Raw genomic sequence first — 24,528 nt, 5'->3', positions numbered from 1 at the left:
CACTTTCAGGTCTGCTTGAATTTCTCTGCATACATGCGTGGCAGGCCATTCATGTGCCAGCTCAACGCCTGCACGGCATCGGCATCGCGCCCGGCACGGATATGGTCGACAATGGCGGCATGATCGTTCTGCGAACCTTGCAGCTCCGCATCCGTTCGCGCCAGGCGATTAAGAAGGGAACGCACGCGTCCGGAAATGCGGACATAAGCGTCGATCAGGTCCCGGTTACCGCATGTTTCGACAATCGTGCTGTGAAAGCCCGCATCGGCTTTTCGAAATTCGGCCGCACTTTGCCGGAGCGCAACCGCACCTTTTTCAAGTGACTCGTCAAGCCGCTCCACGATCAGGTCCCTGTCGTGGCGAATGCAGATCTGCAGGGCACCGGACTCCAGAATGTCGCGCATTTCGAACGTTTGCTCGAGTTGCTTTTCCTCAAACTGGAACACGAAAGTGCCGCGCTGCGGGAAAATCTGAACGAGCCGTTCGATTTCCAGCCGCTGCAATGCCTCACGGATCGGCGATCGGCTGACACCGAGCCTCGCAGCCAGGTCATTTTCCGAAATCAACGCTCCGAGCTCGATCTCGTCTTCCACGATCATTTCCCGGATCCGGTCAACAACCAGCAAGGTCAGGGACCTCGGCCGATTTATCTTCATCGAGTCTGCTGTTTTGTCCGTCATCTCTCTCATTCCGAATGTTGCCCATTATCAACCGATGATGGCCGTTATCGCCATGCAAGAAAAGACTGCAACCCCTGGCCCTGGCTGTCGTTGACAGGGTTATATTTGCATGCTAGTTCCTTACATGCAAGTTAAAAACACGACACTTCGCGACAGCAAAGGAGGACTTTGATGCTGACGCATTTCCTGAGAATAACTGCGGGCTCGGCTCTGATACTGGCGACAACCGTCGCCACGGCTTTCTCCGCCGATTACACGATGCGGATCGCGGCAAGCTCACCGAAGGCCGAGCAGAGTTTCGCCTATACGCATTTTGAAGTTTTCCAACGCGAACTCGAAGCCCGTTCCGGCGGCAGGATCGACGTGAAGCTGTTCCCGGGAGGACAACTTGGCGGCATCGAATCGGTCGTCAACCAGATCAAGGACGGCATTATCCAGGCGGGCGACCCTTCCGACGGACATATCGCACCTTACTTCCCCGATATTCAGGTTTTCGGCATCCCTTACCTGTTCACCAGCCGCGATGTTGCATGGGAAGTGCTCGATGGCCCGTTTGGTCAGAAAATGGCCGACATGATGGCAGAGCAGACCGGCATGCGCCCGCTCTTCTGGGCTGAAAACGGGGGCTTTCGCCACTATTCCAATGCCGACCGGCCGATCGAGACGGCAGAAGATATGGCCGGCCTGAAAATGCGGACGATGAACCATCCGCTGCATATGGAAATTGCGTCAAGCCTGGGCATGTCTCCCACCCCCGTTGCCTGGGACGAGGTCTATACATCACTGCAGACCGGTGTCGTCGACGGTCAGGAAAACTCCATTCCCACCTTCATGATTCCGAAACTGTACGAGGTCCAGAAATTCATCACGCTTGACGGACATGTCTATGGTTTGACCACCTTCACCGTCAATGAGGCCTGGTATGAGGGGTTGCCGGATGATCTGCGTGCGGCGGTCGATCAGGCCGCAATCATTGCACGCACCGCCAACCGTGGCCTGTCCGTTTCAAACGAGGTCATTGGCCGCAACTTCCTCGAAAGCGAAGGCGTAACGATCTACGATCCCACGCCGGCGGAAAAAGAGGAATTTCGCGCTCTGGCGCAGCCAAAAGCGCTGGACTGGCTGAGAGAGAGGGTCGACCCGTCGCTGATCGATGAAGCCCTGTCTGCCGTCAACGAGGCTGAAAACAAACTCGGCTATTGATGTCATGCGTAGCGCGGCCGCCGCATCGCGGCGGCTGTCTCCAACCTGTTTATCAACACAGCCGTGATGTAGCGGGCCTATCTGTTCCGCATTCGACCCTGCACCGCAGCATCCCGCCGGATGCAGGTGCGGCGCGATATCAGCGCTCTCATCCGGCCATCCGGTTTCAAAGGACACAGCGGCCATGCTCAATCGCATAGACGTGATCCTGGACCGCATCCTGTTTGGCGTGCAGATTCTGTGCAACTGCCTGCTTCTCATCATGGCGGTCATCATCATGACGATGGTCGTAACGCGCAACTTCTTCGGTTTTTCTTTCGCCTGGTCGGAAGAACTGACGCGTTATCTCCTCGTCTGGGTCAGCTTTGTCGGCGCTGCGGTGCTGATGCGCGACAATGATCACATCAAAATCGACTTTCTTGCCATGGTGCTTGGCCCGCGCGCCAACGCTGCCCGCCGGATCGTCATCGATGTCCTCACTTTGATTTTCATCGTTTTTCTGGCGTGGCAGGGCTGGCTGACCGCGTTTTCACGCAGTTCGAGCCATTCGCCGGCAATGGGCCTCAGTCTCGCCTGGCCCTATTCGGCCATTGTCGTTTCTTCCGTCCTCATGGCAGTCATCACCGCACTTCAGCTGGTCCGTGATTGCATCGGTTTCGTCCACCCTCGAAATGAGATTGCCGCAGCGGAGCAGGAACAATGAACATTATCGAATTCACCTTGCTCTTTCTCGGCCTCCTGTTTCTGGGCATGCCGATCGCTGTCGTGATGATGGTTTCGACGACCGCTTATCTCATGTTCTCCGGAAATCCTTTTTTTCTGAAGATGCTGCCCGAACGGCTTTATGCCGGCGTGGATGTTTTTGTGCTGATGGCCATACCATTCTTCCTGCTGACCGGCGAAATCATGAATCGTGGCAAGCTGACGGACCGGCTGTTCGATTTCTGCAACATGCTGATCGGCCGCATTCGCGGCGGCCTGGCTCAGGTCAATGTGCTTGCCAGCGTCATGTTCTCCGGTGTTACCGGCGTAGCGCTGGGCGATATCGCGTCGCTGGGGAAAATGTTCATTCCCGCGATGGTTCGGCAGGGTTATGATCGCGGTTTCTCCTCCGCCATCACGGCATCGTCGTCCCTGATCGGCGCCATCATCCCTCCGAGCACGATCATCATCGTCTACGCTGCGACAATGAATGTCTCCGTCGGGGCGATGTTCTCCGCGGCAATTTTTCCGGGCCTTTTCCTGTCCGTGCTGATCATGGGGCTGATCCAGTTTCTCGCCTGGAAGCGGCAATATCCCAAGGTCAGAGTCGAGGTGACCCCGCGCAAGCTCGGCATCGGTTTCAGGGATGCCTTTTTCGCCGTGCTCATGCCGATCATCATCATACGCGGCATCATCATCGGCTGGTTCACGCCAACAGAGGCAGCAGCCGTATGCGTGGCCTATTCAATGGTCGTCTCGGTCTTTTTCCTGCGGACAATCCGTATGCGCGATTTCGGGTCGATCCTGACAGTAGCAGCACGCGATACGGCACGGCTTTTCTTCATCATTGCCGGCGCGTCGGCAATGAGCTGGGTCTTTGCCATGGAGGACGTGCCTTCGCTTGTGACCGCCTTGTTTTCGGGAATTTCGGATAACCGATTGATCGTCGTACTGATGATCAACGTGTTTTTCCTGTTCTGCGGCATGTGGCTGGATGCAAGTATCTCGATTATCCTGTTCGCGCCGGTGGTTGCCCCGCTGGCGATCGGCGCGGGATTGCACCCTGTGCAACTTGGCATCATGCTGATCGTGAACTGCGTCCTCGGCCTGATCACCCCGCCCGTCGGCAACGTGATCCTGGCCGTCGCCAACGTCGCGCGCATCGGGATAGGACGCTTGAGCGTCGCCCTGGTCCCCTTCGTCATCATCGGATTGATTGCGGTGGTAACAATCGGTCTATGGGACGACCTTACACTCGCCCTGCCACGTCAGTTCGGCCAAATCAAACCGTAAAGGCGCGGCGTGGGAGCCTGTTTTGCTGCCCGGGCAAGCTGCCCAGGCAGCAATGCCCGCAACTTTTTGAAATGGAACGAGATCGGTCGTGTCTGGAGTGGAGGCGAAACGCGCAAGCATGTTGACCAACTGTTGCATGCACCGAAGCGGAGCGATCAACCATGTGATCTCCCGAGTATCTTCAACGAAGGCGAGTTCGCCAGTACGGTGTGTCCACCGGAATCTGTAGAGTTCGATGGAGCCTAAGCGCACGTGCGCCGTTGCCATATGTCTCAATGCTGCTGCCAAAGACCGATACCATTACCGGGGTTTACGAGACTACCGATGAAGGGCTTCCAGTTCTGCAGCAACCTTCACGGCGCCGACAAGCCCGGCGTGCTCACCGCCATCATCCACCAAAAGGCCGGCTATTTTCGCGGCACGGGCATAGCGATCATTCAATCCATCATTGCCGACGATACCGACCATATCGCCCGGCCTGCACCAGCCACAGGAAAACGCGCCGGCAAATTCGTGCCCGATCAGCAATCCCGAAACATAGTCGCGCATCTGTCCCGGCTGCAACTGCCCTGCCAGCATGCCGGCCCGCGCAGAAAACAGCAGGGTCGGAAGAGCATCATGCTGCGGCGTTCCCGCCAGTGCTGTGCGAACCCCGCGCTCGAAGGCTGCCATGTCGGGTTCGCCCGACAGATCACCTGACGCGGCGATAAACGAATGCTGCGCCAGAAGTGCAAAAAGCTCGCCGGTAACAAAGGTCTGAAATCCCTGAATGCTGCCCTCGGCCACGCGCGCCCACTTGCTATGCGTACCCGGCAATACAAGCGTCATGTTTTGTTCGAGGCCGAAGCCGACAATCTGGGTCTCCTCGCCACGCATCACATCGGGATATGGTGTGCGGGCGAGATCAGTGATGCCGGGCAGGAAAATGACTTCCGACCCATCCGGCAATGACCGGCGCATGATTTTCCCGGCGAGATCTGCAACGGAGACCGGACAAGCCACATAGGGAACCTCCACCCAGCCGTTGCGGCTGGTGATCATCCCCATTGCGTAGATCGTCATCGGGCCGTGCGTGTGAAGCCAGCCGCCGATCTGGTCGCGCAGTTCCTGCTCATACGCTCCCTTGGCAAGAACCTTGATCCCCCGTTCGTTCTCGATCTCCTCTATGACCGCACCTGCCTCATCAACAAGCATTGCACGAAAGGACGTCGTCCCCCAGTCGATGACAATTCTCGCTGGCGAACCTTCTGTTTTGGGCATTGGAGGCCTCTCCGATCCGAAGGTGAAATGAATGGAGTTGCTTTTCGCCGACAATCACGGTAGTGTCAATATGTAATATAAGGTATCATAAAAAGGACCTAGTTGATGGAGCGCACTCTAGAAGGCATCTTTCCGGTGCTTCCAACCCCTTTCACGCATCAGGGCGACATCGACAGCGAAGCGATGAAGCGGGTTGTCGAATTCGCGGTAAAGACAGGTGTATCGGGCCTCGTCTTCCCCGGCTTTGCCAGCGAGGTGGAAGAATTGACCGCCAGCGAGCGTGCCGAATTGCTCCGCATCATTGTCGAAACGATAGATGACCGTATGCCGGTGATTGCCGGGGCGAGCGCCGCCAGCGTGGAAGAGGTCGCCGCCCACGGTCGCCTGGCGGGCGAACTGGGTATTAAGTATCTGATGATCCAGCCGCCCAAGGCGCTTGACGCAGACGAGGCGCTGGATTTCATGACGGCGGTGGCCGAAAAACTGCCTGGAGCAAAAATCATCCTGCAGAACGCGCCGGCGCCCCGCGGATCGGCCCTGACGCCGGAGACGATCCTGCGGATCGTTCGCGAGGTCCCCAGCGTGTCCTACGTCAAAGAAGAAACGCTGCCGGCAGGCCCGGCGATCAAGGCCATTGTTACAAACGGACCTTCGTCGCTCAAGGGCGTGATCGGCGGTGGCGGCGCACGCTATATTCTCGATGAATATACGCGTGGCGCCTGTGCCGCGATGCCGGCGATCGAGATCGCCGATATTCATGTCGAGATCGACAATGCATGGCGTAGCGGAAACCACGACAAGGCCCGCTCCCTCTACATCCGGTCGTTGCCGCTTCTCGTGCTGCAGGCCGTTTACCGCATGCGTCTGACAAAGCTGGTCATGCAGAGGCGCGGAATTTTGAACAATACGGTGGTTCGCGCCCAAACGCCGGAGCTGGATGAAACCGCCATAGCCGATATCGACACCAATCTGGCCGAACTCGGGGTTTTCGAAGCACAGACCGAGGCGGCCCAATGAACGACACTGTCGCCAGGATCAACGTCTTCACGCTCACCCAGCCGCGCGACACGCCCTATCTCGGCGCCGCGCGAGCCGGCGAGGAACCGAACGCGCGCGGTTATCTCGTACGCAAGGGCAACCGCACGGTCTATCCGATATTCGACCGGTCGGTGCTGGTGCGCATTGAGACGGATCACGGCGTGATCGGCTGGGGCGAAACCTATGGCCTTGCCGCCCCCGGCGCAGTCGGAGAAATCATCCGGGATCTGCTTGCAGATTTCACGATCGGCCGCGACCCGACCGATCCACCGGCAGTCTTCGACGATCTCTATGACCTGATGAGGGTTCGCGGTTATACCGGCGGTTTTTATGTCGATGCGCTGGCCGCAATCGACATTGCATTGTGGGACATCGCCGGCCGGTTGGCGGATAAGCCGGTTGCCGACCTTTTGGGAACACGCTGCCACCAGACTATCCCCGCCTATGTCTCGGGGCTGCCGGAAAAGACGAGGGAAGCACGTGCCGCCCTGGCGGTTCATTGGCAGGAGCGTGGCTTCAATGCTTTCAAGTTCGCCAGCCCCGTCGCTGATGATGGCCCCGCCGCCGAATTGCAGAGCCTTCGTGCCGCCCTCGGCCCCACGGCTAGGATCGCGGCCGACATGCATTGGAACCAGACCGCAACCGAAGCCCTGGCGTTGATCGAGGCGATGGCGCCGCACGACCTATGGTTTGCCGAAGCGCCGGTCCGGACCGAAGATATCCAGGGACTGGAGGAGGTCTCGAAATCAACCGACCAGTGCATTGCCGTCGGCGAAGAATGGCGCACCGTCTGGGACATGCGTCACCGGGTCGAGCGTTGCCGGATTGCCATCGTGCAACCGGAAATGGGACATAAGGGCATTACCAGCTTCACCCGGATCGGCCGGTTTGCCGGCGAGCTGGGGATCGATGTCATTCCCCATGCGACTATCGGCGCCGGTATCTTCCTGGCCGCCAGCCTGCAGGCCAGCGCCAGTCTGTCCGCAGTCCGCGGACATGAATTCCAGCATTCGATTTTCGAGCCCAATCGCCGCCTGCTGAAAGGCGACATGGATTGCACCGCCGGCTGCTACACGCTGCCGACTGGCGCCGGGCTCGGAGTTGAACCATCCGAGGAAGCCATAAGCTTGCTCAAACCCATCTAAAAACCTAGCCAAAATCGGAGGAGACATTCGATGAAACACCTTATCAAGATCACTGCCGCGACAGTGCTGACAATCGGCACGCTGGCCGCTTCGACATTGTCGGCAGCCGCCACGGAAACGCTCAATTTCACCATGGGCTCCATTTCCGGCAGCATGTATGCCATTGGGGTCCAGGTCGGCGAGGAGCTGAAGAAGGAGGACGATATCAATGTCAACGTGAAGTCGGGCGGCGCCGTGGGCAATGTCATTCTGGTTTCCCGCGACAAGGCCCAGTTCGGCCACAGCAGTTCCGGCATGGCCTTTGCCGCACGGCAGGGCATGGAACCCTTCGACGAACCGATGGACAATGTCTACGGGCTGGCAAAGGTCATGGAATCCACCTTCCAGCTTGTGTTGCTGGAGAGCGTCCCCGTCAACTCGCTGGCAGAACTGAAGGAAGAACAGTACCCGCTCCGGCTGGCCGTCGGCCCGAAGGGCCGGGAACTGGAACTTCTGAGCCGCCGCGTACTCGAGGCCAACGGCATTACCTATGACGATATCCGCGACTGGGGCGGACGAGTGGAATTCGTCTCTATCAGCGATGCGAACTCGCTTATCCGCGACGGGCACCTTGATGGCGTCACGATGCTGTCCGGCCTGCCCTATGCCGCGATCGTCGAGATCAATGCCGCCAGGGAGATGAAGCTTCTCTCGCTCAGCGATGAGACGATCGACGTTCTGGGCGACAAGTATGGTTATATCGCGTCGAAAATTCCGGCCGGCACCTATGAGGGCATCGATACGCCGACAAGCACCGTTGCAGGAGGCGTCATCCTTCTTACCAACGATGCGGTCTCCGAAGAGACGGCCTACGAGATGACCAAGGCCCTGTGCTCGGATGCCGCACGCAAGCGCCTTGCCAGCCTGTCCAACTCGATCAAGACCTATCTGGTCTCGGCCAAGGCCTGTGCATCGGGCGTCGGCATTCCGCTGCATCCGGGCGCGGAGAAGTTCTTCCGCGAAGTCAGCGCCACGGAATAACGCGTCTTGCAGGAAACTATCTGACAATCAGAAACGCCTCTCGGGCGTCAAGTGGAGGAAAATGAAATGAAGGAAGCGCAGGCGGCGGCAGAACGCCACCCGAAGAGCGCTTTCGAGGCAATGCGGGGCGGGCTTACCAGGCTCGCCCAAGGCATTGCCCTGATCGCAGCAATCTATCATCTTCAGCTTGTCATCACGGGGATCCCCGAGGCCTACAGGTTTCGTACGACCCACGTGATGCTGCTCTTGCCGCTGGCCTTCCTGCTCAAACCCAGCGCGTCTACGCAGCGCCCCCGTTTGATCTGGTGGGATTTGCTGCTTGTCGTCCTGTCCGCGTCGACAACCGCCTATCTGTCCAGATTCGGCTATGCGGATATCATCGACCGGCTTCCCGGCATTGACGAACTGAGCATCTTCCAGCTTGCCATCGGCGTGGTGTTGCTCTTCTGCGTTCTGGAAGGCGCGCGCAGGATCGTTGGCCTGGGCATGGTGGTGATCTGCGTCGTGGCAGTCCTCTACACGCTGTTCGGCAGTGTCATTCCCGGCCCGTTCAATTATTCCGGCAGCACCTTTGCCGAACTGATCGACAAGCTTGTCTTCACTACTGACGGCGTCTTCAGTATTCCCATCGCCGCCTCGGCCACCTTCATCTTTGTGTTTGTCCTGTTCGGAAAATTTCTCGAACGTTCGGGCGCAGGCGAGCTTTTCATCGATATCGCCTTTGCCCTTGCAGGTCGTTCCCGCGGCGGTCCGGCCAAGATGGCCGTGATCTCGTCGGCATTCATGGGATCGATCTCGGGCAGCGCCACGGCAAATGTGGTTTCCACCGGGGCCTACACCATTCCGTTGATGAAACGCGGAGGCTATTCCCCTGCTCTTGCCGGCGCCGTCGAGTCCGCCGCGTCTACCGGCGGGCAGGTTCTGCCGCCGGTGATGGGTGCTGCAGCCTTTTTGCTGGTCGATTTCCTCGGCATTCCCTATACCGAGCTCATCGTCATCGCAGCCATTCCGGCCCTGATGTTCTTTTCCGGCATCTTCGCCGCGGTTCATTTCGAGTCCGTGAAGCTCGGAATGAAGGGGATCGAAGATCAGAACATTCCCCAGTGGGGATCAATTCTCAAACGGCTTTACCTGATCCTGCCGCTCGTCATCGTCGTCACGGTCATGTTCATGGGTTACACGCCCTACCTGTCGGCGGTGATCGCCCTGGTCAGCGTGGTCATTTTCGCGGCATTCCGCAAAGCCACCAGGATGGGGCCGATCGCCATCATCCGCACGCTGATCGACGGCACGAAAGATGCGGTCCTGATCTGCGTCACCTGTGCCGCCGCCGGCATTATCGTCGGCGTCGCAGCCGAAACCGGCCTCGGCGTGAAGTTCGCCTCGGTCGTCCTCGGCGCGGCCGGGAACAATCTGCCGTTGCTTCTGGTCTTCATGATGCTGGCTTCAATCGTCCTGGGCATGGGCCTGCCGACATCTGCGGCCTATATCCTGATCGTCGCCATTGCCGCCCCGGCCATGACAGAGGCAGGCGTACTGCCGATCGCAGCCCATCTCTTCATCCTCTATTTCGGGGTTTTTTCGGCAATCACCCCACCAGTCGCCATCTCGTCCTACGCGGCAGCAACGATGGCGGGAGCCGATCCAATGCGAACAAGCCTTCTCGCGTTCAAGTTCAGCATTCCCGCTTTCATCGTGCCGTATCTGTTCGTATTCCACAATGAGCTGCTGCTGATAGGTTCTCTCTGGGAGGTCATCTACCAGATCGGCACTTGCCTCATCGGAATGGTACTTCTTGCCGCTGCCGCATCGGGTTGCCTTCACAGGAAACTGACACTGATCCAGCGTCTGGTTCCGCTCGTCCTTGCCATAGGCTTCATGGCGGACAACTCGCTCTACATCACGATACCGGCGCTGATTGCCCTGTTCGTATTCGTCAAACTGTCCGGATCGCCTGCGCCCGAAGCAAAACGCGTGGACGCCTGACATTGACATAGGCGCGGCGAGCGAAAATCTCGACGCGCCCATATCCGATCACCGCCATATGTCCCGATGCGGAGGACACCCCCTCCATCCGGACGGCAATCTTGCTTTCGCATGAACCGTCGATTACTACCTTGGCGTTGAAAGCGCATGCACAAACCTGTCGGGACAAGTAGCGGACATGGACAACAAGGACGGGACGGGAACGGACGATCTGCCGCGCGACCGAAAACACGCCGGAAAGAGAGAAGCGACAGTCCCCGGCGGCGCTGCGGCTCTGGCAAAGGGCTTCACCTTGCTGAACCTTGTGGCAGACGCCAAGCAACCGCTGCGCTTTTCTGAACTGCACAAACAATCGGGACTTTCCAAACCGACTTTCGCGCGCATACTGCGCACGCTGGTCGCCTTCGGTCTGGTGCGACAGGACACGTCGCAGGGCACCTATGTTCTCGGCGCCCGCTTCATGCAGCTTTCGCAGAAAGTGTGGGAAACCTTCGACCTCTCCGCCTTTGCCTCTCCCGAGTTGCGCAATCTTTCCTCCGAGCTGGGCGAAACAGTGGCCCTTTGCGTGTTGGATGGCGACGAGGTGCATTTCATGGAACAGCAGGCTGGGACAGGACTTGGCGTTCTGATCGATCCGGGCTGGCGGGCGCCGGTCTATTCCACGGCGGCCGGCAAAGCCTTGCTTGCCTTCCAGGAGCCCGGCGTCGCTCGCGCGCTTCTGCATCGTCTCAGCTTTCACGCCTATACCGCGACCACCATTACCACGATGGAAAAGCTGCAGGCCGAACTGACGCTCACACAGGCACGCGGCTATGCCATTTCGTTCGAGGAGCACCTGCCCGGCGTCAATTCGGTTGCGGTGACCATTGCCGGACGGGACGGGCTGCCGGTCGGCGCGCTGACGGTGCTCGGACCATCGTCGCGGCTGACGGAAACTTCGATGCACGTCATCGGCCGCGAACTGATCGCAGCCGCGCGACGGATCACCGGCGCGGCCGGAGCAGTCGCCATCAGCTCCCATCCGCGACCGCGCTCGACAACCGGCAATGCCAGCACACCGCTGGAATGCGTGCTCCCGTGGGGCGCGCAGCTTGGAGAGGCGCCGGTCTGGCACCCCACAGAGCATGTTCTTTACTGGGTCGACATTCTCGGCCCCAATGTTTTCCGCTTCGACCCCGTCAGCAGGCGTAATGAAAGCCGGGATATCGGAAAGCTCGTCAGTTCGGTCTTGCCCGCCGAGGACGGAAAACTGCTGCTGACGACGCAGGACGGCATAGAGTGGTTCGATTTCGCCAGCGGCAAACTCGAACCCTTTGTCCACCCTGAAGCCGGCGTCGCGGAAAACCGTTTGAACGATGCCAAGACCGGACCGGACGGCGCCATCTGGGTCGGCTCCATGCGGATCGATGCGAGCCGTCCTTCTGGGGCGCTTTACCGCGTTCTTGCCGACGGACGCTTCGAGACGAAGGAGACCGGTATTACCGTATCCAACGGCCTTGGCTGGAGCCCCGACGGCCGCACGCTCTACTTCATCGACACCGTGCCGGGACATATCTACGCCTATGATTTCGAAATCGGGACCGGGACGGCTTCGAACCGGCGCATCTTCGTTACCGTGGAGGACAGCGAGGGCCGTCCGGACGGACTGACCGTGGACGCGGAAGGCGGCGTATGGGTGGCGATCTGGGACGGCTGGTGCGTTAAACGATACCGGCCTGATGGTCGTTTCGATCGGGCGGTCGAGCTTCCCGTGCCCCGCCCGACGAGCCTGACCTTCGGTGGAAAGGACCTCGACACGCTGTTCATCACAAGCGCGCGTACACGCCTTCCCGCCGCCACCCTCACCGAAGCCCCGCTTTCAGGCGGCCTGTTCGCGTGCCGTACGAAGGAGAAGGGAGCGCCAAGCCCCCTTTTCATCTCCAAACGTTGATTTCCGGCCGTCAGACAATGTTCCGCCTCAAGGCCTTTGACGTCCGTCGTCGAATGACGATGGACAGAATGCAGTTTGGATATCAGGAGGAAGGGTCTCGTTTGTAGGCAAAATACCTTGACCGCTGCCACAGCGCGTGCGGCATGAAGCAGATAGGCCGCGACCTCATTTCCCACCGCAAAATTGCTTCCACCGCTGAACGGGCGCGTAAAATGCTTCCGGCTCGAAACATAAGCCTATCTCGATTGGCCGGGCCGTCGCAGAACACCTGAAGAGCGCAGGCCCCACCGAGAGCGAGAAACACAAGGGGCCTACGATTAGGACGTGCCGGTTCCTGTCTGGATTGGCAAGAACCGGCACGTCATGGTCAAAGGAAGAACTACGCCAAGTTCACACATCCCGCCATTCGGCTCCTGTGTGACCTGAAGGCACTTCAGTTGGCGTTTTGTCTAACCTTCACGCCAGGAGCGAACTACTCGGCTTTCCACTCGAAGGCGGCGAAGAGCCCGCGAAGTTCTGCAAGACCTTTAAGCCTGCCAATCGCGGGGTATCCCGGTTGCGCCTGCCGGCCGATATCGTCGAGGATATCCTGTCCATGATCGGGCCTGATCGGAATTGACCAGTCCGACCGTCCTGCGGCTTTGCGACGATGCTCTTCTTCGACGACCGCGTTTACAAGCGCAGCCATATCGGTGTGTCCGGTCAGATGCTGATCCTCGTAGAAGGAATTCATCACAGCATCGCCCTCAATCGTTACATTGCGAAGATGCATGAAATGCACGCGGTCGCCGAGCGCTCTCATAATCGCTACAGGGTCGTTGTCCGGACGTGCGCCCAGCGCCCCGGAACAAAGCGTCACACCGTTTGCCGGCAGATCGACAGCATCAAGGATCTTTCGATATTGCGCTTGCGTCGACATAATTCTGGGCAGCCCGAGAAGCGGAAACGGCGGGTCGTCCGGATGGCAGCAAAGGCGTACGCCCAGTTCTTCGGCAAGCGGCGCGACTTCCGAAAGGAAGTCGATCATATGGCCCTGAAGCTGTTCCTCACTGATATTGTCATATTCCCCGAGCTGGGTTCTGACATCGTCCAGCGAGAAGCGCTCGGCTGCGCCCGGAAGACCGAAGACCACATTTCCGGCAATTGCTTCCTTATCGGTTTCGCTCATCTGCGCGAAGCGGGCTCCAGCGGCCTCCCTGACATCGATCGGGAAGCTTTCTGCCGCCCCGGGACGCGCGAGAATGTGGATATCGTATGCGGCGAAGTCGATCAGATCGAACCGCATGCAGCGCGCACCGTTCGGCCGTTCCCATGCAAGGTCCGTGCGGGTCCAGTCGAGCACCGGCATGAAATTGTAGCAGATCACATCGATACCCGCGGCCGCCAGATGCCGCATCGATTGCTTCCAGTTTTCAGTATGTGTTTTCCACTCGCCCTTCTGTTTCTTGATGTCTTCCGAGACAGGAAGCGATTCGACCACGCTCCAGCCAAGTCCCGACGGACGCCCGTTTGCCATTGTTGCGATCTGCTGCCGGCGAAGCTCTATTTCCTCGGTGGTCCACACCCTTCCAGTCGGGACGTGATGAAGGGCCGACACCACCCCCTCGACGCCCGCCTGCATCATCGTTTCCACTGTCACCTTGTCTGCTGGACCGAACCAGCGCCATGTCTGTTGCATTGTCAGGCCTGCTTATCTTCTGTTTCGTTGAGCGCAATATGGACCTTGCAGCTTTTGCTCTTGTCCAGCGCAAGGGCGAAGGCCGCGCCTGCCTGGTTCATGGGATAGGTCCTGGTGATGATTGGCCGCACGTCAATACGCCGCGATCCGATGGCATTCACGGCATCGGCAAATTCGCTGTCGAAGCGATGCGTACCGATATAGGAGATTTCGCGGGCGACCATGCGTCCGACCGGCAGTTCCATCGTGCCGGCAACGCCGACTTCGACCAGAACGCCGCAGGGCTCCAGAGCCTCGATGGCGCTCGTCACTGCTTGCGAGGCTGCAGAGCACTCGAACGCCACATCATAAGGGCCCTCTTCAGAGACACCGTTCGGACGAGCCTTGAGGTCGATGGTCACATCGGCACCCATTTTCGAGGCGACCTCCAGTGCTTCCGCATTAAGATCGGTGGCGACGATATGAGCTGCACCTGCCGCTTTCGCCGCTGCAATCGTCAGGCAACCGATAGGACCGCAGCCGGTGACGAGAACATTGAGCTTGTCGACGCCAGAGGGCACGCGCGAAACGGCGTGAAGGCAAACCGCAAGCGGCTCGGAACACGCCGCTTCGCCTGCACTGATGCCTTCGGGGAAGGCGAAGCACTGGGCCGCATCGACGGTGAGGTACGACCGGTAGAGGCCCTGTTCATGCGGCAGATGCATAGCGCTGCCCATGAAGTGCATGTCCGTGCAATGCCGCTCCATTCCGGACCTGCAAAAACGGCAATGTCCACAGGGGCGGCTGGGATTGACCGCAACCAGCATGCCCGGCGTCAGCGTATCGACACCCTGACCGATCGCCTCAATGCGGCCGGCTGCTTCGTGGCCCAGTATAATGGGCTCGCGGACCCGGATCTGTCCAACACCGCCATGCGCAAAATAGTGCAGATCCGATCCACAGATGCCGCCTCGCTCCATGGCAATCCTGACCTGCCCCAGTCCCGGGGCAGCAGCCTCACATGTTTCAAGCCGCAGATCCTGCTGTGCATGAAGACGCAGGATATCCGCCTGCTTCACAGGCATTCCAGACATAACAAAAACTCCCTTCTCGAATTCCGAGATAGCAACATTCAACTTTTGCTTTGAGAGAAGTGGATGGTGTCTGGTCAAAGACGATGCCCGCAAGCACCGGTCCGCGGTTTCCGCTCGTTGCATCGCGCCGCATGCTTTCCATCACCGCTTCTCCTCCCTTTAAGCCGCAGACGCCGGTTGCGGCCCCTGCTGCCGATCTTGTGTTTGCCCATCAGTTAATTTTCAAAATGGCTTTACACTATCGACAAACAATCATATACACATTGTCAGACGATTTAAAAGACATTGACAGTCGATTATGAAAATCGTTTACGGGAGGATGAATTATGATGCCTGCACCGACGACGCGGCTTCGCCATGTGTCCGATGCGTGTCATAGCCAGAGAGAGAACGTCGCCGCACGCCGTGGCGCGCTCGATCTGTCTCTTCTCCTGTTTGCAGAAAATTCGTGAAATCTCAGAATTTCCAATGGATGGAGTAGAGCAATTGACACGCATACCTTTCGACACGATGCGGGATGTCATCACCGAGGCTTTCGTCAAGGCGGGCATGCCCGCCGAAGACGCAGCACAATGTGCAGTGTTTCACACGCAGGCGAGTTGCGACGGGGTGTACTCGCATGGTCTCAACCGCGTCGCGCGGTTTGTCGACTACGTGAAAAAGGGTTGGGTCAACCTGGAAGGCAAGCCGGAACGCGTTCGTTCTCTCGCTGCTATTGAAGTGTTCGACGGTCATCGCGGACCGGGCATTCTCAACGCGCTTTCGGCCAGCAACCGCTCCATGGAACTCGCCAGTAAAAACGGCGTCGGCATCGTCGCCTTGCGAAACACGACCCACTGGATGCGCGGCGGCGCCTTCGGCTGGCATGCTGCCGACAAGGGCTATGTTGCAATGTGCTGGACCAATACCGAATCCTGCATGCCCGCCTGGGGTGCGCAAAATACGCGCCTGGGCAACAATCCTTTCGTCATGGCCGTGCCGCGTGACAAGGGGCACATCGTGCTTGATATGGCGATGTCGCAATATGCCTACGGCAAGCTTCAGGTCACACGGCTGAAAGGCGAGAAACTGCCCTTCCCGGGCGGCTTTGACAAAAACGGCGAGTTGACCTCCGAACCCGGACCTATCGAAGAATCAATGCGTATCCTGCCGATGGGCTACTGGAAGGGATCCGGCTTTGCCATTCTGCTCGATACGCTGGCCGCCGTACTTTCCGAAGGCGCGCCCACTTATGAGATCGACCAGATCCAGGAGGGAAGCTGCACCGGCTGCTCCCAGATATTCATCGCCATCGATCCGCAGCAGCTCGGCGGGCAGGATTTCACCAACCGGGTGGCAGATGGTATCGCCGATTATGTCAATGGCTCGACACCGGATGAGAAGAGCAAGGAAGTCATCTATCCGGGACAGATCGAGGTCCGTGTACGCAAGGACCATCTGGAAAACGGAATTGTTGTCGATGACGGTGTATGGGCAGAGGTTCTCGCCCTTGCAGGTCGGAGCGCCTGACAATGATTACGGGACATCTCGAATGCCTTCGACGGGCCGGCAGTGAATTTCCGGACGCCGTCTTCTCGGTTCTAAATGCGCTGGCGAAGATGGACTTTCAGAGCATTGAGGATGGCGAGGTCGCTCTCTCCGGCCAAGGTTTGACCGCCAAGCTGTTTTCTCTGGAAACGCACCCGGTCGAAGCAGGAACGGCTGAATCACACCTGGACAACATCGACATTCACCTCGTGGTGTCAGGTGCCGAGAAAATCGCTCAGGCACCGCTCACAACGGCGGCCGATGCGACCCGGCAAGGTCAGCCTGAAAACGACAACATCTTCTATGACCTGCCTGCCGAAGCAGCGACCATGGTCACTCTGAAACCGGGTGAGTTCGCGGTGCTGTTTCCGTGGGACATTCATGCTCCCGGCTGTTCGGCACCCGGGGAGGAAAGCGTCAGAAAGGTTGTCGTCAAGCTTCCGCTGGAGAGCCTCAAGGCTGGTTAAACAAAAAAAGGGTCACGTGAACAAGGTGGCCCCATCGAGATTCACTGGGAGGATCAAGGTGTCTATTCAAAATGCCGTGCAGCAAACGCTGAAGGCGCTGATGGTCATATCGCTTGCCCTGATGTGCGTTCTCGTTTTCGCCAATGTGGTGATGCGATACGGATTCAACTCCAACATTCTTATCACTGAAGAAGTCGCCCGCTACCTGTTCGTATGGCTGACCTTTCTTGGCTCGATCACCGCTTTTGCGAAAAACCGGCATGTTCGCGTCGTATTCGTTCTCAACCGCTTGCCGGATCCGTGGCGGGCAATCGTTCTCATCTTAAGCCGTTTCGCCATGCTGATGTGTTGCGCAATGGTGCTGATCGGTTGCTGGCAGTTGGCTGGACTGAACCTTCAGAACCGACTTCCCATAAGCGGCTTGCCGGTTGCCGTTCTTTATGCCGCCGGCATTCCTTTCGCCATCTGTGTCGGCGTCATGCTGGTCGTGCGGATCTGGCGCGCCATTCGGCAATTGCCCCGAGGTGAAACCCTATGACTGTCATCGTCTTCCTTGTCAGCCTGGTCGGCTGCATCGTCATCGGCATACCGATCGCCTTTTCGCTACTGCTCTGCGGCACGGCACTGATGCTCAATCTGGGGCTTTTCGATAGCCAGATCATGGCGCAGAACCTTATCAACGGTGCCGATAGTTTTTCGTTGCTCGCGATTCCGTTCTTCATTCTGGCCGGCGAGTTGATGAATGCGGGCGGCATTTCCAAGCGCATCGTTGATCTCCCCATGAAGCTGGTTGGCCACAAACGTGGCGGGCTTGGCTATGTCGCGATCATTGCCGCGGTGCTGATGGCAAGCCTTTCAGGTTCGGCGGCCGCCGATACCGCTGCGCTGGCGATGGTTCTTCTGCCAATGATGAAAACCGCGCGCTATGACGAAAGCCGCTCTGTCGGGCTGCTTTCTGCCGGAGGCATCATCGCACCGGTCATCCCCCCCTCCATTCCGTTCATTATTTTCGGCGTCGCAAGCGGGGTTTCGATTTCACAACTGTTTCTGGCCGGCATTGCGCCGGGTGTGATGATGGGGGCGACGCTGGCGGCCGTATGGTGGTGGCAGGCCCGCACCGCTGAAATCGAGACCATGGAAAAGGCGACGCCGGCTGAAATCATGCAGTCGCTTCGACAGGGGATATGGGCGCTGTTCCTGCCGGTCATCATCATCGGTGGTTTTCGCAGCGGCATATTCACTCCAACCGAGGCTGGCGTCGTCGCTGCCGTCTACGCGCTTTTCATTTCGGTGGTCGTCTATCGTGAACTCGACATCAAGAAACTCTACGAGGTGCTCTATTCCGCTGCCGAAACGACGGCGATTGTCATGCTCCTCGTTGCCGCATCGGCCGTATCCGCATGGCTCATCACGATCGCCGAACTGCCGCAGATGGTTGCCGACCTGATGGAACCGCTGATTGGATCGCCGATCCTGCTGATGGCGGTCATGATGATTTTCATTATGGTCGTGGGCATGGTCATGGACCTGACGCCGACGGTTCTTATCCTTGTCCCAGTGATGATGCCGCTGGTGAATGCCGCCGATATCAATCCGGTCTATTTTGGCGTGATGTTCATCCTGAACTCTTCGATCGGCCTGATCACCCCGCCTGTCGGAAACGTGCTCAATGTGATCGCCGGCGTTTCACAAATACCGTTCGAGCGTTGTGTTCGCGGAGTAGCGCCGTACCTGGCCGTTATGCTGGCTTTGCTCGTTCTGTTCATCCTGTTTCCGGCGTTGATCATAACCCCGCTTCATTGGCTGTCCTGACGTCAGCCCTTTCTGTGGCGACAAGCTTGAGCCGCGGGTTTGTCGTCGCACCTGACCTTGAGCGGCATCACACAAAAAACTGGGAGAGTAGAATGACTGCTACGATCAAAAACATCGTGATCGGGTCCCTCGTCGGGGTCGGTCTCGCATTGTCGGCGACGCATGGCGCTCAGGCAAATTCGCTGCGCTTCGCCTCGGAGGCCTCGCGCAATGATACGCAATATGCCGGCGCACAGAAATTCAACGAGTTGCTGGACGAAAAGACCGGCGGCGAGCTCGATCTGAAGATTTTTACCGACAGCACGCTTGGCAATGGCCAGGCCGCAATTACCGGAACGCGCGGCAGCACAATCGACATGCTTGTCACCGGGTCATCGAATTTCAGCGGCCTGGTACCGCTTATCGGTATGCTCGACATCCCCTTCCTATTTGAGAATACAGACCATGCTTACCGCACCCTTGACGGCGAGGTCGGACAGGAATTGCTGGACAAGTTGAACGATGTCGGCCTTCAGGGGCTTGCCTATTGGGATAATGGCTGGCGCCAGATTACCAATTCCGCACATCCGGTTCACACACCGGATGATGTAAAGGGGCTGAAGATACGCACGACCGGCGCACCGGTTCACATTGAGGCCTTCAAGCTTCTGGGTGCCAACCCTGTGCCGATGCCGATCGGCGAGCTTTATACGGCACTCGAGATGGGGACCGTCGATGCCCAGGAGCACCCGCTTGGCGTGTTTGTTTCGGCAAAACTGTACGAGGTTCAGGACTACCTGACCCTGTCCTATCACGCCTACAGCCCGCTGATCGTGGCAATGAACAAATCCAAGTTCGATGCGTTGCCGGAAGACCAGCAAGAAGCACTCATCGAGGCGGCACGTGAAGCGGGCGACTATCAGCGCGAACTCAACAATCAGGCGATTGCCGAAGAAGTTGAATTCCTCAGGGGCGAAGGCCTGGACATTGTGGAAAGCATCGACCAGGCGCCCTTCGTCGAGGCGACAATTGGGGTTCGCGAAACGTTTGTCGATCAGTTTGGCGGCGCTTCTGAACTGCAGCAGATTGACGCATTGCGCGTGGATGATTGACCTAAAAGCCGAGACCGGCTGAAAAGTCCTCAACCGGTTTGGACTGATACGAGTGGCGCCGGAGATGTGTCGTGGACATCTGCCGGTGCCACTTATTTATTGGAGGCGGATATTTTTGGTGAAGGACGAAAACTGCTAATGATGCTAACAACATGTCAAAGGTGAGTACTGCGAGGGTCTCTTGTCAAAGCTGACATCCGATAATGCTTCCAAGCCGGCCAGTGGGCGGGCGACAAAGCTCGAATCCACAATTGCTGTCTTTGGGAACGACATTGTGAGGGGCCGCTACGCCGGCGAAACTTCGCTTCCTTCGGAGGCGGAGCTATGCACGACCTATGGCGTATCCCGCGCGACCCTTCGCGAAGTCGCGAAAATCCTCGCATCAAAAGGGCTGATTGTCATTCACAAGCATCGTGGCCTTTTCATTCAGGAACGTCGCGACTGGAACTACCTCGATACCGATGTGCTGAACTGGGTTCTGTCGGGAGAAGACAATTACGAAATGATCAAGACGCTTCTTGAGACCCGGGCGATCATAGAACCCGAGATCGCCGGCTGGGCAGCCGCGCGGGCGAGTGCGGATGATTTGGCGAAAATGGAAGCGGCTTTGAAGGATATGGACAAATTCTATTCCGACAAGGAGCGTTTCAATCAGGCTGATATTCGCTTTCATGCGGCGTTAATTGCAGCAGCTCAAAACTATGTTGTCGAACAACTCGGAAAAGCCATAACCGCACTGCAGATCGCCGTCTTCGATGTGACCTACTTTCCTGATACCAACACGAAGAAAGTCACGATTGACCAACATGCCGCACTTCTAAACGCGATCCGCCTGCGCAAGTCTGCGGTTGCGAAAAAGATAAGCACGCAGATGATCGATGGCGTCCGCAACCGCGTCGACAATAAATATAACACGATGAAATAACGGCGTGTTTATATAAAAGCACGTGATTTTTCTAAGTCGAACGTGTTCGCTTCAGCATGGAGATTATATAATTTTCGCGTCCGAAAGCTTAAGTCGCTCGAGGACAAGAATGCCAGGCTGAAGAAGCCGCTTGCCGAGGCCATGCTAAACAACACGACCCTGAACGATGTCGTTTCAAAAATGAGACGACCAATGTGAAGTGGACCGCGGTGGCTCATATCTGTGCGCAACCAGCGTCGGGCGTGCGAGGTTTTATCGGTGGAACGGTCGAGCCTACCGCATCGCAGAGCTCGTCCCGGGACTATCCGGATTTTGTGCTCTGGCGTGGCAATTGCTCTTTTAGGAGACCCACGTATGAACATAGACAAAGACCTTTTGGACCGCTTGATGGCAGGGCTCTCGTACGTTCTTCTGCAACATCATCAGTGCGGCTATGATGGACAATAATACGGCCTCGACTTTGCAGGAATTGGTGCGGTATCTTTGCAGCGACCACGGAATGAAAGCCTTCACTTAGAGGATTACCACCGGCTTTTCCCACTGGATGAAGACGACACAGCCATTCTCGGTCCAGACATTGTGGCTGGTTCCCGGCGGATTGCAGATGACGCTGCCCGTGTCATAGGTGCCGCTCTCGTCGCTCTGCGCGCCTTCGACAACTATGATCGTCTCAAGACCTGTATGACGGTGCTCTGGCACGCTTGCGCCCGGTTGGTAGCGCAAAAAGGCCCAGACCGGCCCGTCATCTTCATGCCAGAGGTAATGGACATCGACGCCTTCACGGAAGGGTTCGAACGGAAGATCACGCCAGCCACCGGCCAGAAGATCGACAAAAGCACGAGGTTCAGGCATTGAGCGCCTCCAGGATTGCGTCGGTTTCGGCCGCATATCCGACAATGCCGCCCTGTGCGGTGATCATCTCGATCGTCGCTCGCTTGAAGGCTTCGAAATAGCTCTCGGTGGCATCGGTTGCCAGGATGCCGTCATAACCACGGTCGTTTGCCTCGCGCATGGTCGTCTGCACGCAGACTTCCGTCGTCACGCCGGCGACGACGAGCTGGCGGATATCCCGCGCCTTCAGCAGCGTTTGAAGCTCGGTGGCGTAGAATGCTCCCTTTCCGGGCTTGTCGATGACGATCTCACTTTCAGCGGGGAAGAGTTCAGGGATAATCTCAGCGCCCGGTTCGCCGGCAATCAGCAAGCGTCCCATGGGGCCGGGATCGCCAATCCTGAGCGCAGGATTTCCACGGTCACGCTTGGCGGGAGGAAGGTCGGAAAGGTCCGGCCGGTGACATTCACGCGTGTGAATGATTGGCAGATCTGCCTTACGGAACCCCTCGATTAGTCTCGCCACCGTCGGAATGATTGCGCGCAACCGCGACACATCATTGCCAAGCGACGCGCCAAACCCGCCGTCTTCGACGAAATCGCGCTGCATATCGATGACGATGAGCGCGATATGCTCTTTTTCAAAGGGAAAATCGAAGGGTTTTGCCTTAATCACATTCATCACGCATGCCCTGCCATATAGTGGCCAAGCGCCTTCGGATCGGCGGCCTCGACCGGTGTTTCGAAGGTGATGCGGCCTTCGCTCATCACCAAAACCCGGTCGGAAAGCTCCAGGATTTCGTCGAGGTCCTCGCTGATCAGCAGCACGGCAACACCGTTGTTGCGCGCCTCGATGATACGGTCGCGAATGGCGCGTGCCGCAGAGAAATCGAGACCGAAGCAAGGGTTCGATACGATCAGCAACGAAACATCGCCGGTCAGTTCGCGCGCCAGCGCCGCGCGCTGGATATTGCCGCCGGAAAGATCGCGAATCGGCGCGCGCGGGCCTTGCGCGCGAATGTCGAATTCACCGATCAGGTCTTCAGCCCGGCGCATCATCGCGCTCTTGTTCAGAAAAAGCCGCTTTCCATTGCCGTCGAAATCCCTGAGCGCTAGGTTTTCCGCAACACTCATATGCGGGGCGCAGGCGTTGACCAGCGGCTCTTCCGGCAGATAGCGCACCTTGTGACGGCGTGCCTCGCCACGGCGGGCGTGATAGGCCTCTCCGTCAACCAGGATCCGGCCCTGTTCCAGCGTGCGCTGACCGGTCAGCATTTCCATCAGCTCAACCTGACCATTCCCGGAAATCCCGGCGATGCCGACAATCTCGCCAGCGCGCACGGTAAGCCCGTCAATCACGATATCCTTGTAACCGCTGCGATCCTTGGCCGTTGTGCTCTCAATGGCAAGAACCGGCCCTCCAGCCTCGCCATGGCGGGGAAGCGGCGTACCGATTTCGGAGCGCCCCATCATCATCGCCGCCATATCCTCGTTCGAGAGGTCGCTGACCGCCCCCTTGCCTGCAAGCTTGCCCCGGCGCAGCACGGTTACCTCATCGGCAAAGGCGCGGACCTCGCGGAATTTGTGGGTGATCATCAAAACGCTCAGTTCGCCCGCTTTCGTCAGGGCGCTGACATGGCCGAGCACTTCATCCGCCTCGGAAGGTGTCAGCACCGATGTCGGCTCGTCGAGGATCAGAAAGCGGTGTCCGAGGTAGAGTTGTTTGAGGATTTCGAGCTTCTGCTTTTCACCAGCCGCAAGACTGTCCACGCGGCGATTGAGCGGCACGGCAAACGGCATTGTATGCATGAACGCTTCGAGCGCCTTCATCTCCCGACGCCAGTCGATTTTGGCCGGGGTATCCGAACGCGCAATCACCAGGTTTTCCGCTGCCGTCAGGGATGGCACGAGGGTGAAATGCTGATAGACCATGCCGAGGCCGAGATCATGCGCATCCTTCGGATTGCGGATCCCGACTTCCTTGCCATTGACGGCCACCTGACCGTCCGTTGCCGCATAAAACCCCATGATACACTTGACCAGCGTCGACTTGCCCGCACCGTTTTCACCCAAAAGGGCATGAAACGAACCGGAGCGGACCGTCATCGAAACATTGTCGAGCGCGGTGAAATCACCGAAGCGCATGGTCATGCCGATCGTTTCGATCGACGGGGCTTTGCGGCTTGTCGTCATTATTTCAATCCCGCAATCAGTGCCTTGCTGCTGGAAACAGCGCCAAACACACCGCCCTGCATCTTGATCATCGAGAGTGCTGCATCGTGGTTTGCCTTGTCGGTCGCGCCACAGCAATCTTCCAGAAGCACGCATTCGAAGCCACGGTCATTGGCCTCACGCATCGTCGTGTGGACGCATACATCGGTCGTGATACCGGTCAAAATGATGTTTTCGATACCCTTCAGCCTCAGGATCATTTCCAGATCGGTAGCGCAGAAAGAGCCTTTTCCGGGCTTGTCGATGATGATCTCACCGGGCTCGGGCGCAAGTTCGTCAATGATGTCCCAGCCCGGCTCGCCACGCACGAGGATCTTGCCGCAGGGGCCAGGATCACCGATACCGGCGCCGATCTGCCGCGAGCGCCAGCGTTTGTTGGCCGGAAGATCGGATAGATCAGGGCGATGTCCTTCACGGGTATGGAAGATGTGGTAGCCGCCCGTACGCATCGCCGACAACACGGCCTTGATCGGTTCGATGGGCGCACGCGTCAGCGACAGGTCATAACCCATCTTGTCGACATAGCCGCCCTTGCCGCAGAAGTCGGTCTGCATGTCGATGACGATCAGCGCGGTGTTTTCCGGTCGCAGATCGCCATTGTAAGGCCATGCATAGGGGGTGGATTCAATCACTGCCAT

General features: G+C 58.1%; 22 protein-coding genes. 14 read left to right on the top strand and 8 right to left on the bottom strand.

From position 1 onward, the window contains the following. Positions 1-5 precede the first annotated feature (5 nt). Positions 6-656 carry a GntR family transcriptional regulator gene (locus ACHZCU_RS09060; RefSeq protein WP_319518512.1) on the bottom strand — a complete coding sequence of 217 codons (651 nt, stop codon included), beginning with the start codon at positions 654-656 and terminating at the stop codon, positions 6-8. A 195-nt stretch (positions 657-851) separates the two neighbouring features. Between ACHZCU_RS09060 and ACHZCU_RS09055 the strand changes: the two genes are divergently transcribed. The 3 genes from ACHZCU_RS09055 (at position 852) to ACHZCU_RS09045 (ending at position 3,878) form a co-directional block, all read left to right on the top strand. Continuing rightward, on the top strand, positions 852-1,883 hold the full coding sequence (locus tag ACHZCU_RS09055) for a TRAP transporter substrate-binding protein DctP (protein WP_319518511.1): 1,032 nt from the start codon (positions 852-854) through the stop codon (positions 1,881-1,883). 184 nt (positions 1,884-2,067) lie between these two features. Further along, on the top strand, positions 2,068-2,586 hold the full coding sequence (locus ACHZCU_RS09050) for a TRAP transporter small permease (protein ID WP_319518510.1): 519 nt from the start codon (positions 2,068-2,070) through the stop codon (positions 2,584-2,586). Beyond that, on the top strand, positions 2,583-3,878 hold the full coding sequence (locus ACHZCU_RS09045; protein WP_319518509.1) for a TRAP transporter large permease: 1,296 nt from the start codon (positions 2,583-2,585) through the stop codon (positions 3,876-3,878). The genes ACHZCU_RS09050 and ACHZCU_RS09045 overlap by 4 nt, the downstream gene beginning before the upstream one ends. A 318-nt stretch (positions 3,879-4,196) precedes the next feature. Here ACHZCU_RS09045 and ACHZCU_RS09040 read toward each other — a convergent pair whose 3' ends face one another. Beyond that, the gene (locus ACHZCU_RS09040; RefSeq protein WP_319518508.1) at positions 4,197-5,138 is read right to left on the bottom strand and encodes a 2-dehydro-3-deoxygalactonokinase; all 942 of its coding nucleotides are present in this window, start codon (positions 5,136-5,138) and stop codon (positions 4,197-4,199) included. Positions 5,139-5,243: 105 nt separating this feature from the next. Here ACHZCU_RS09040 and ACHZCU_RS09035 point away from each other — a divergent pair, with 105 nt between their 5' ends. From ACHZCU_RS09035 to ACHZCU_RS09015, 5 genes are all read left to right on the top strand, one after another. Next, positions 5,244-6,155 (top strand): dihydrodipicolinate synthase family protein, encoded by a 912-nt coding sequence (locus tag ACHZCU_RS09035; protein WP_319518507.1) that lies wholly within the window; start codon positions 5,244-5,246, stop codon positions 6,153-6,155. Then, the gene (locus ACHZCU_RS09030) at positions 6,152-7,321 is read left to right on the top strand and encodes a mandelate racemase/muconate lactonizing enzyme family protein (RefSeq protein WP_319518506.1); all 1,170 of its coding nucleotides are present in this window, start codon (positions 6,152-6,154) and stop codon (positions 7,319-7,321) included. The genes ACHZCU_RS09035 and ACHZCU_RS09030 overlap by 4 nt, the downstream gene beginning before the upstream one ends. A 30-nt stretch (positions 7,322-7,351) precedes the next feature. Continuing rightward, on the top strand, positions 7,352-8,341 hold the full coding sequence (locus ACHZCU_RS09025) for a TAXI family TRAP transporter solute-binding subunit (protein ID WP_319518505.1): 990 nt from the start codon (positions 7,352-7,354) through the stop codon (positions 8,339-8,341). Between the two features lie 66 nt (positions 8,342-8,407). Then, positions 8,408-10,327, top strand: coding sequence for a TRAP transporter permease (locus tag ACHZCU_RS09020; protein WP_319518504.1), 1,920 nt, complete (start codon positions 8,408-8,410; stop codon positions 10,325-10,327). Positions 10,328-10,505: 178 nt separating this feature from the next. After that, complete coding sequence (locus ACHZCU_RS09015) at positions 10,506-12,257, top strand: SMP-30/gluconolactonase/LRE family protein (protein WP_319518503.1); 1,752 nt, start codon at positions 10,506-10,508, stop codon at positions 12,255-12,257. Between the two features lie 472 nt (positions 12,258-12,729). Here the strand turns inward: ACHZCU_RS09015 and uxuA are convergent, their stop codons facing one another. Both uxuA and ACHZCU_RS09005 read right to left on the bottom strand, forming a co-directional pair. After that, positions 12,730-13,935 carry a mannonate dehydratase gene (gene uxuA, locus ACHZCU_RS09010; protein WP_319518502.1) on the bottom strand — a complete coding sequence of 402 codons (1,206 nt, stop codon included), beginning with the start codon at positions 13,933-13,935 and terminating at the stop codon, positions 12,730-12,732. A gap of 2 nt (positions 13,936-13,937) precedes the next feature. Further along, the gene (locus ACHZCU_RS09005) at positions 13,938-15,086 is read right to left on the bottom strand and encodes an L-idonate 5-dehydrogenase (RefSeq protein WP_319518501.1); all 1,149 of its coding nucleotides are present in this window, start codon (positions 15,084-15,086) and stop codon (positions 13,938-13,940) included. A 408-nt stretch (positions 15,087-15,494) separates the two neighbouring features. Between ACHZCU_RS09005 and yiaK the strand changes: the two genes are divergently transcribed. The 6 genes from yiaK to ACHZCU_RS08975 all read left to right on the top strand — a co-directional run bounded on the left by yiaK (position 15,495) and on the right by ACHZCU_RS08975 (position 20,830). Further along, positions 15,495-16,517 (top strand): 3-dehydro-L-gulonate 2-dehydrogenase, encoded by a 1,023-nt coding sequence (yiaK, locus tag ACHZCU_RS09000; RefSeq protein ID WP_319518500.1) that lies wholly within the window; start codon positions 15,495-15,497, stop codon positions 16,515-16,517. A 2-nt stretch (positions 16,518-16,519) separates the two neighbouring features. Further along, positions 16,520-17,002, top strand: a complete 483-nt coding sequence (locus tag ACHZCU_RS08995; protein ID WP_319518499.1) for a YhcH/YjgK/YiaL family protein — start codon at positions 16,520-16,522, stop codon at positions 17,000-17,002. 16 nt (positions 17,003-17,018) lie between these two features. Then, positions 17,019-17,540 (top strand): TRAP transporter small permease subunit, encoded by a 522-nt coding sequence (locus ACHZCU_RS08990; protein ID WP_319518498.1) that lies wholly within the window; start codon positions 17,019-17,021, stop codon positions 17,538-17,540. Beyond that, complete coding sequence (locus ACHZCU_RS08985) at positions 17,537-18,814, top strand: TRAP transporter large permease subunit (protein WP_319518497.1); 1,278 nt, start codon at positions 17,537-17,539, stop codon at positions 18,812-18,814. Before ACHZCU_RS08990 ends, ACHZCU_RS08985 begins: the two co-directional genes overlap by 4 nt. A gap of 92 nt (positions 18,815-18,906) precedes the next feature. After that, positions 18,907-19,905 (top strand): TRAP transporter substrate-binding protein, encoded by a 999-nt coding sequence (locus ACHZCU_RS08980; RefSeq protein ID WP_319518496.1) that lies wholly within the window; start codon positions 18,907-18,909, stop codon positions 19,903-19,905. Between the two features lie 181 nt (positions 19,906-20,086). Further along, a complete protein-coding gene (locus ACHZCU_RS08975) occupies positions 20,087-20,830 on the top strand; it encodes an FCD domain-containing protein (protein WP_319518495.1) in 744 nt (247 codons plus the stop codon). Positions 20,831-21,343: 513 nt separating this feature from the next. On the opposite strand, the gene ACHZCU_RS08970 is transcribed toward ACHZCU_RS08975, so the two are convergent. The 4 genes from ACHZCU_RS08970 to ACHZCU_RS08955 are packed head-to-tail and all read right to left on the bottom strand — an operon-like array spanning position 21,344 to position 24,528. Next, positions 21,344-21,682, bottom strand: coding sequence for a cupin domain-containing protein (locus ACHZCU_RS08970; protein ID WP_319518494.1), 339 nt, complete (start codon positions 21,680-21,682; stop codon positions 21,344-21,346). Next, positions 21,675-22,340: an isochorismatase family cysteine hydrolase gene (locus ACHZCU_RS08965; protein ID WP_319518493.1), complete on the bottom strand. Its 666-nt coding sequence runs from the start codon at positions 22,338-22,340 to the stop codon at positions 21,675-21,677. Before ACHZCU_RS08965 ends, ACHZCU_RS08970 begins: the two co-directional genes overlap by 8 nt. Further along, positions 22,340-23,851 carry an ABC transporter ATP-binding protein gene (locus tag ACHZCU_RS08960; RefSeq protein ID WP_319518492.1) on the bottom strand — a complete coding sequence of 504 codons (1,512 nt, stop codon included), beginning with the start codon at positions 23,849-23,851 and terminating at the stop codon, positions 22,340-22,342. The genes ACHZCU_RS08965 and ACHZCU_RS08960 overlap by 1 nt, the downstream gene beginning before the upstream one ends. Beyond that, on the bottom strand, positions 23,851-24,528 hold the full coding sequence (locus ACHZCU_RS08955) for an isochorismatase family cysteine hydrolase (RefSeq protein ID WP_319518491.1): 678 nt from the start codon (positions 24,526-24,528) through the stop codon (positions 23,851-23,853). The genes ACHZCU_RS08960 and ACHZCU_RS08955 overlap by 1 nt, the downstream gene beginning before the upstream one ends.

Source organism: uncultured Martelella sp., from assembly GCF_963677965.2.
GTDB classification, from domain to species: domain Bacteria; phylum Pseudomonadota; class Alphaproteobacteria; order Rhizobiales; family Rhizobiaceae; genus Martelella; species Martelella mangrovi.
This window is presented reverse-complemented; position numbering and strand designations above follow the sequence as displayed.

Coding starts and splice junctions, on each gene's coding strand:
- ACHZCU_RS09040 (WP_319518508.1), bottom strand. CDS start 5,138: ATGCCCAAAACAGAAGGTTCGCCAGCGAGAATTGTCATCGACTGGGGG.
- ACHZCU_RS09025 (WP_319518505.1), top strand. CDS start 7,352: ATGAAACACCTTATCAAGATCACTGCCGCGACAGTGCTGACAATCGGC.
- ACHZCU_RS09015 (WP_319518503.1), top strand. CDS start 10,506: ATGGACAACAAGGACGGGACGGGAACGGACGATCTGCCGCGCGACCGA.
- ACHZCU_RS08955 (WP_319518491.1), bottom strand. CDS start 24,528: ATGGCAGTGATTGAATCCACCCCCTATGCATGGCCTTACAATGGCGAT.
- ACHZCU_RS09035 (WP_319518507.1), top strand. CDS start 5,244: ATGGAGCGCACTCTAGAAGGCATCTTTCCGGTGCTTCCAACCCCTTTC.
- ACHZCU_RS08995 (WP_319518499.1), top strand. CDS start 16,520: ATGATTACGGGACATCTCGAATGCCTTCGACGGGCCGGCAGTGAATTT.
- ACHZCU_RS08980 (WP_319518496.1), top strand. CDS start 18,907: ATGACTGCTACGATCAAAAACATCGTGATCGGGTCCCTCGTCGGGGTC.
- ACHZCU_RS08985 (WP_319518497.1), top strand. CDS start 17,537: ATGACTGTCATCGTCTTCCTTGTCAGCCTGGTCGGCTGCATCGTCATC.
- ACHZCU_RS08970 (WP_319518494.1), bottom strand. CDS start 21,682: ATGCCTGAACCTCGTGCTTTTGTCGATCTTCTGGCCGGTGGCTGGCGT.
- ACHZCU_RS08965 (WP_319518493.1), bottom strand. CDS start 22,340: ATGAATGTGATTAAGGCAAAACCCTTCGATTTTCCCTTTGAAAAAGAG.
- ACHZCU_RS08960 (WP_319518492.1), bottom strand. CDS start 23,851: ATGACGACAAGCCGCAAAGCCCCGTCGATCGAAACGATCGGCATGACC.
- uxuA (WP_319518502.1), bottom strand. CDS start 13,935: ATGCAACAGACATGGCGCTGGTTCGGTCCAGCAGACAAGGTGACAGTG.
- ACHZCU_RS09055 (WP_319518511.1), top strand. CDS start 852: ATGCTGACGCATTTCCTGAGAATAACTGCGGGCTCGGCTCTGATACTG.
- ACHZCU_RS09050 (WP_319518510.1), top strand. CDS start 2,068: ATGCTCAATCGCATAGACGTGATCCTGGACCGCATCCTGTTTGGCGTG.
- ACHZCU_RS09020 (WP_319518504.1), top strand. CDS start 8,408: ATGAAGGAAGCGCAGGCGGCGGCAGAACGCCACCCGAAGAGCGCTTTC.
- ACHZCU_RS09045 (WP_319518509.1), top strand. CDS start 2,583: ATGAACATTATCGAATTCACCTTGCTCTTTCTCGGCCTCCTGTTTCTG.
- ACHZCU_RS09060 (WP_319518512.1), bottom strand. CDS start 656: ATGAAGATAAATCGGCCGAGGTCCCTGACCTTGCTGGTTGTTGACCGG.
- ACHZCU_RS09030 (WP_319518506.1), top strand. CDS start 6,152: ATGAACGACACTGTCGCCAGGATCAACGTCTTCACGCTCACCCAGCCG.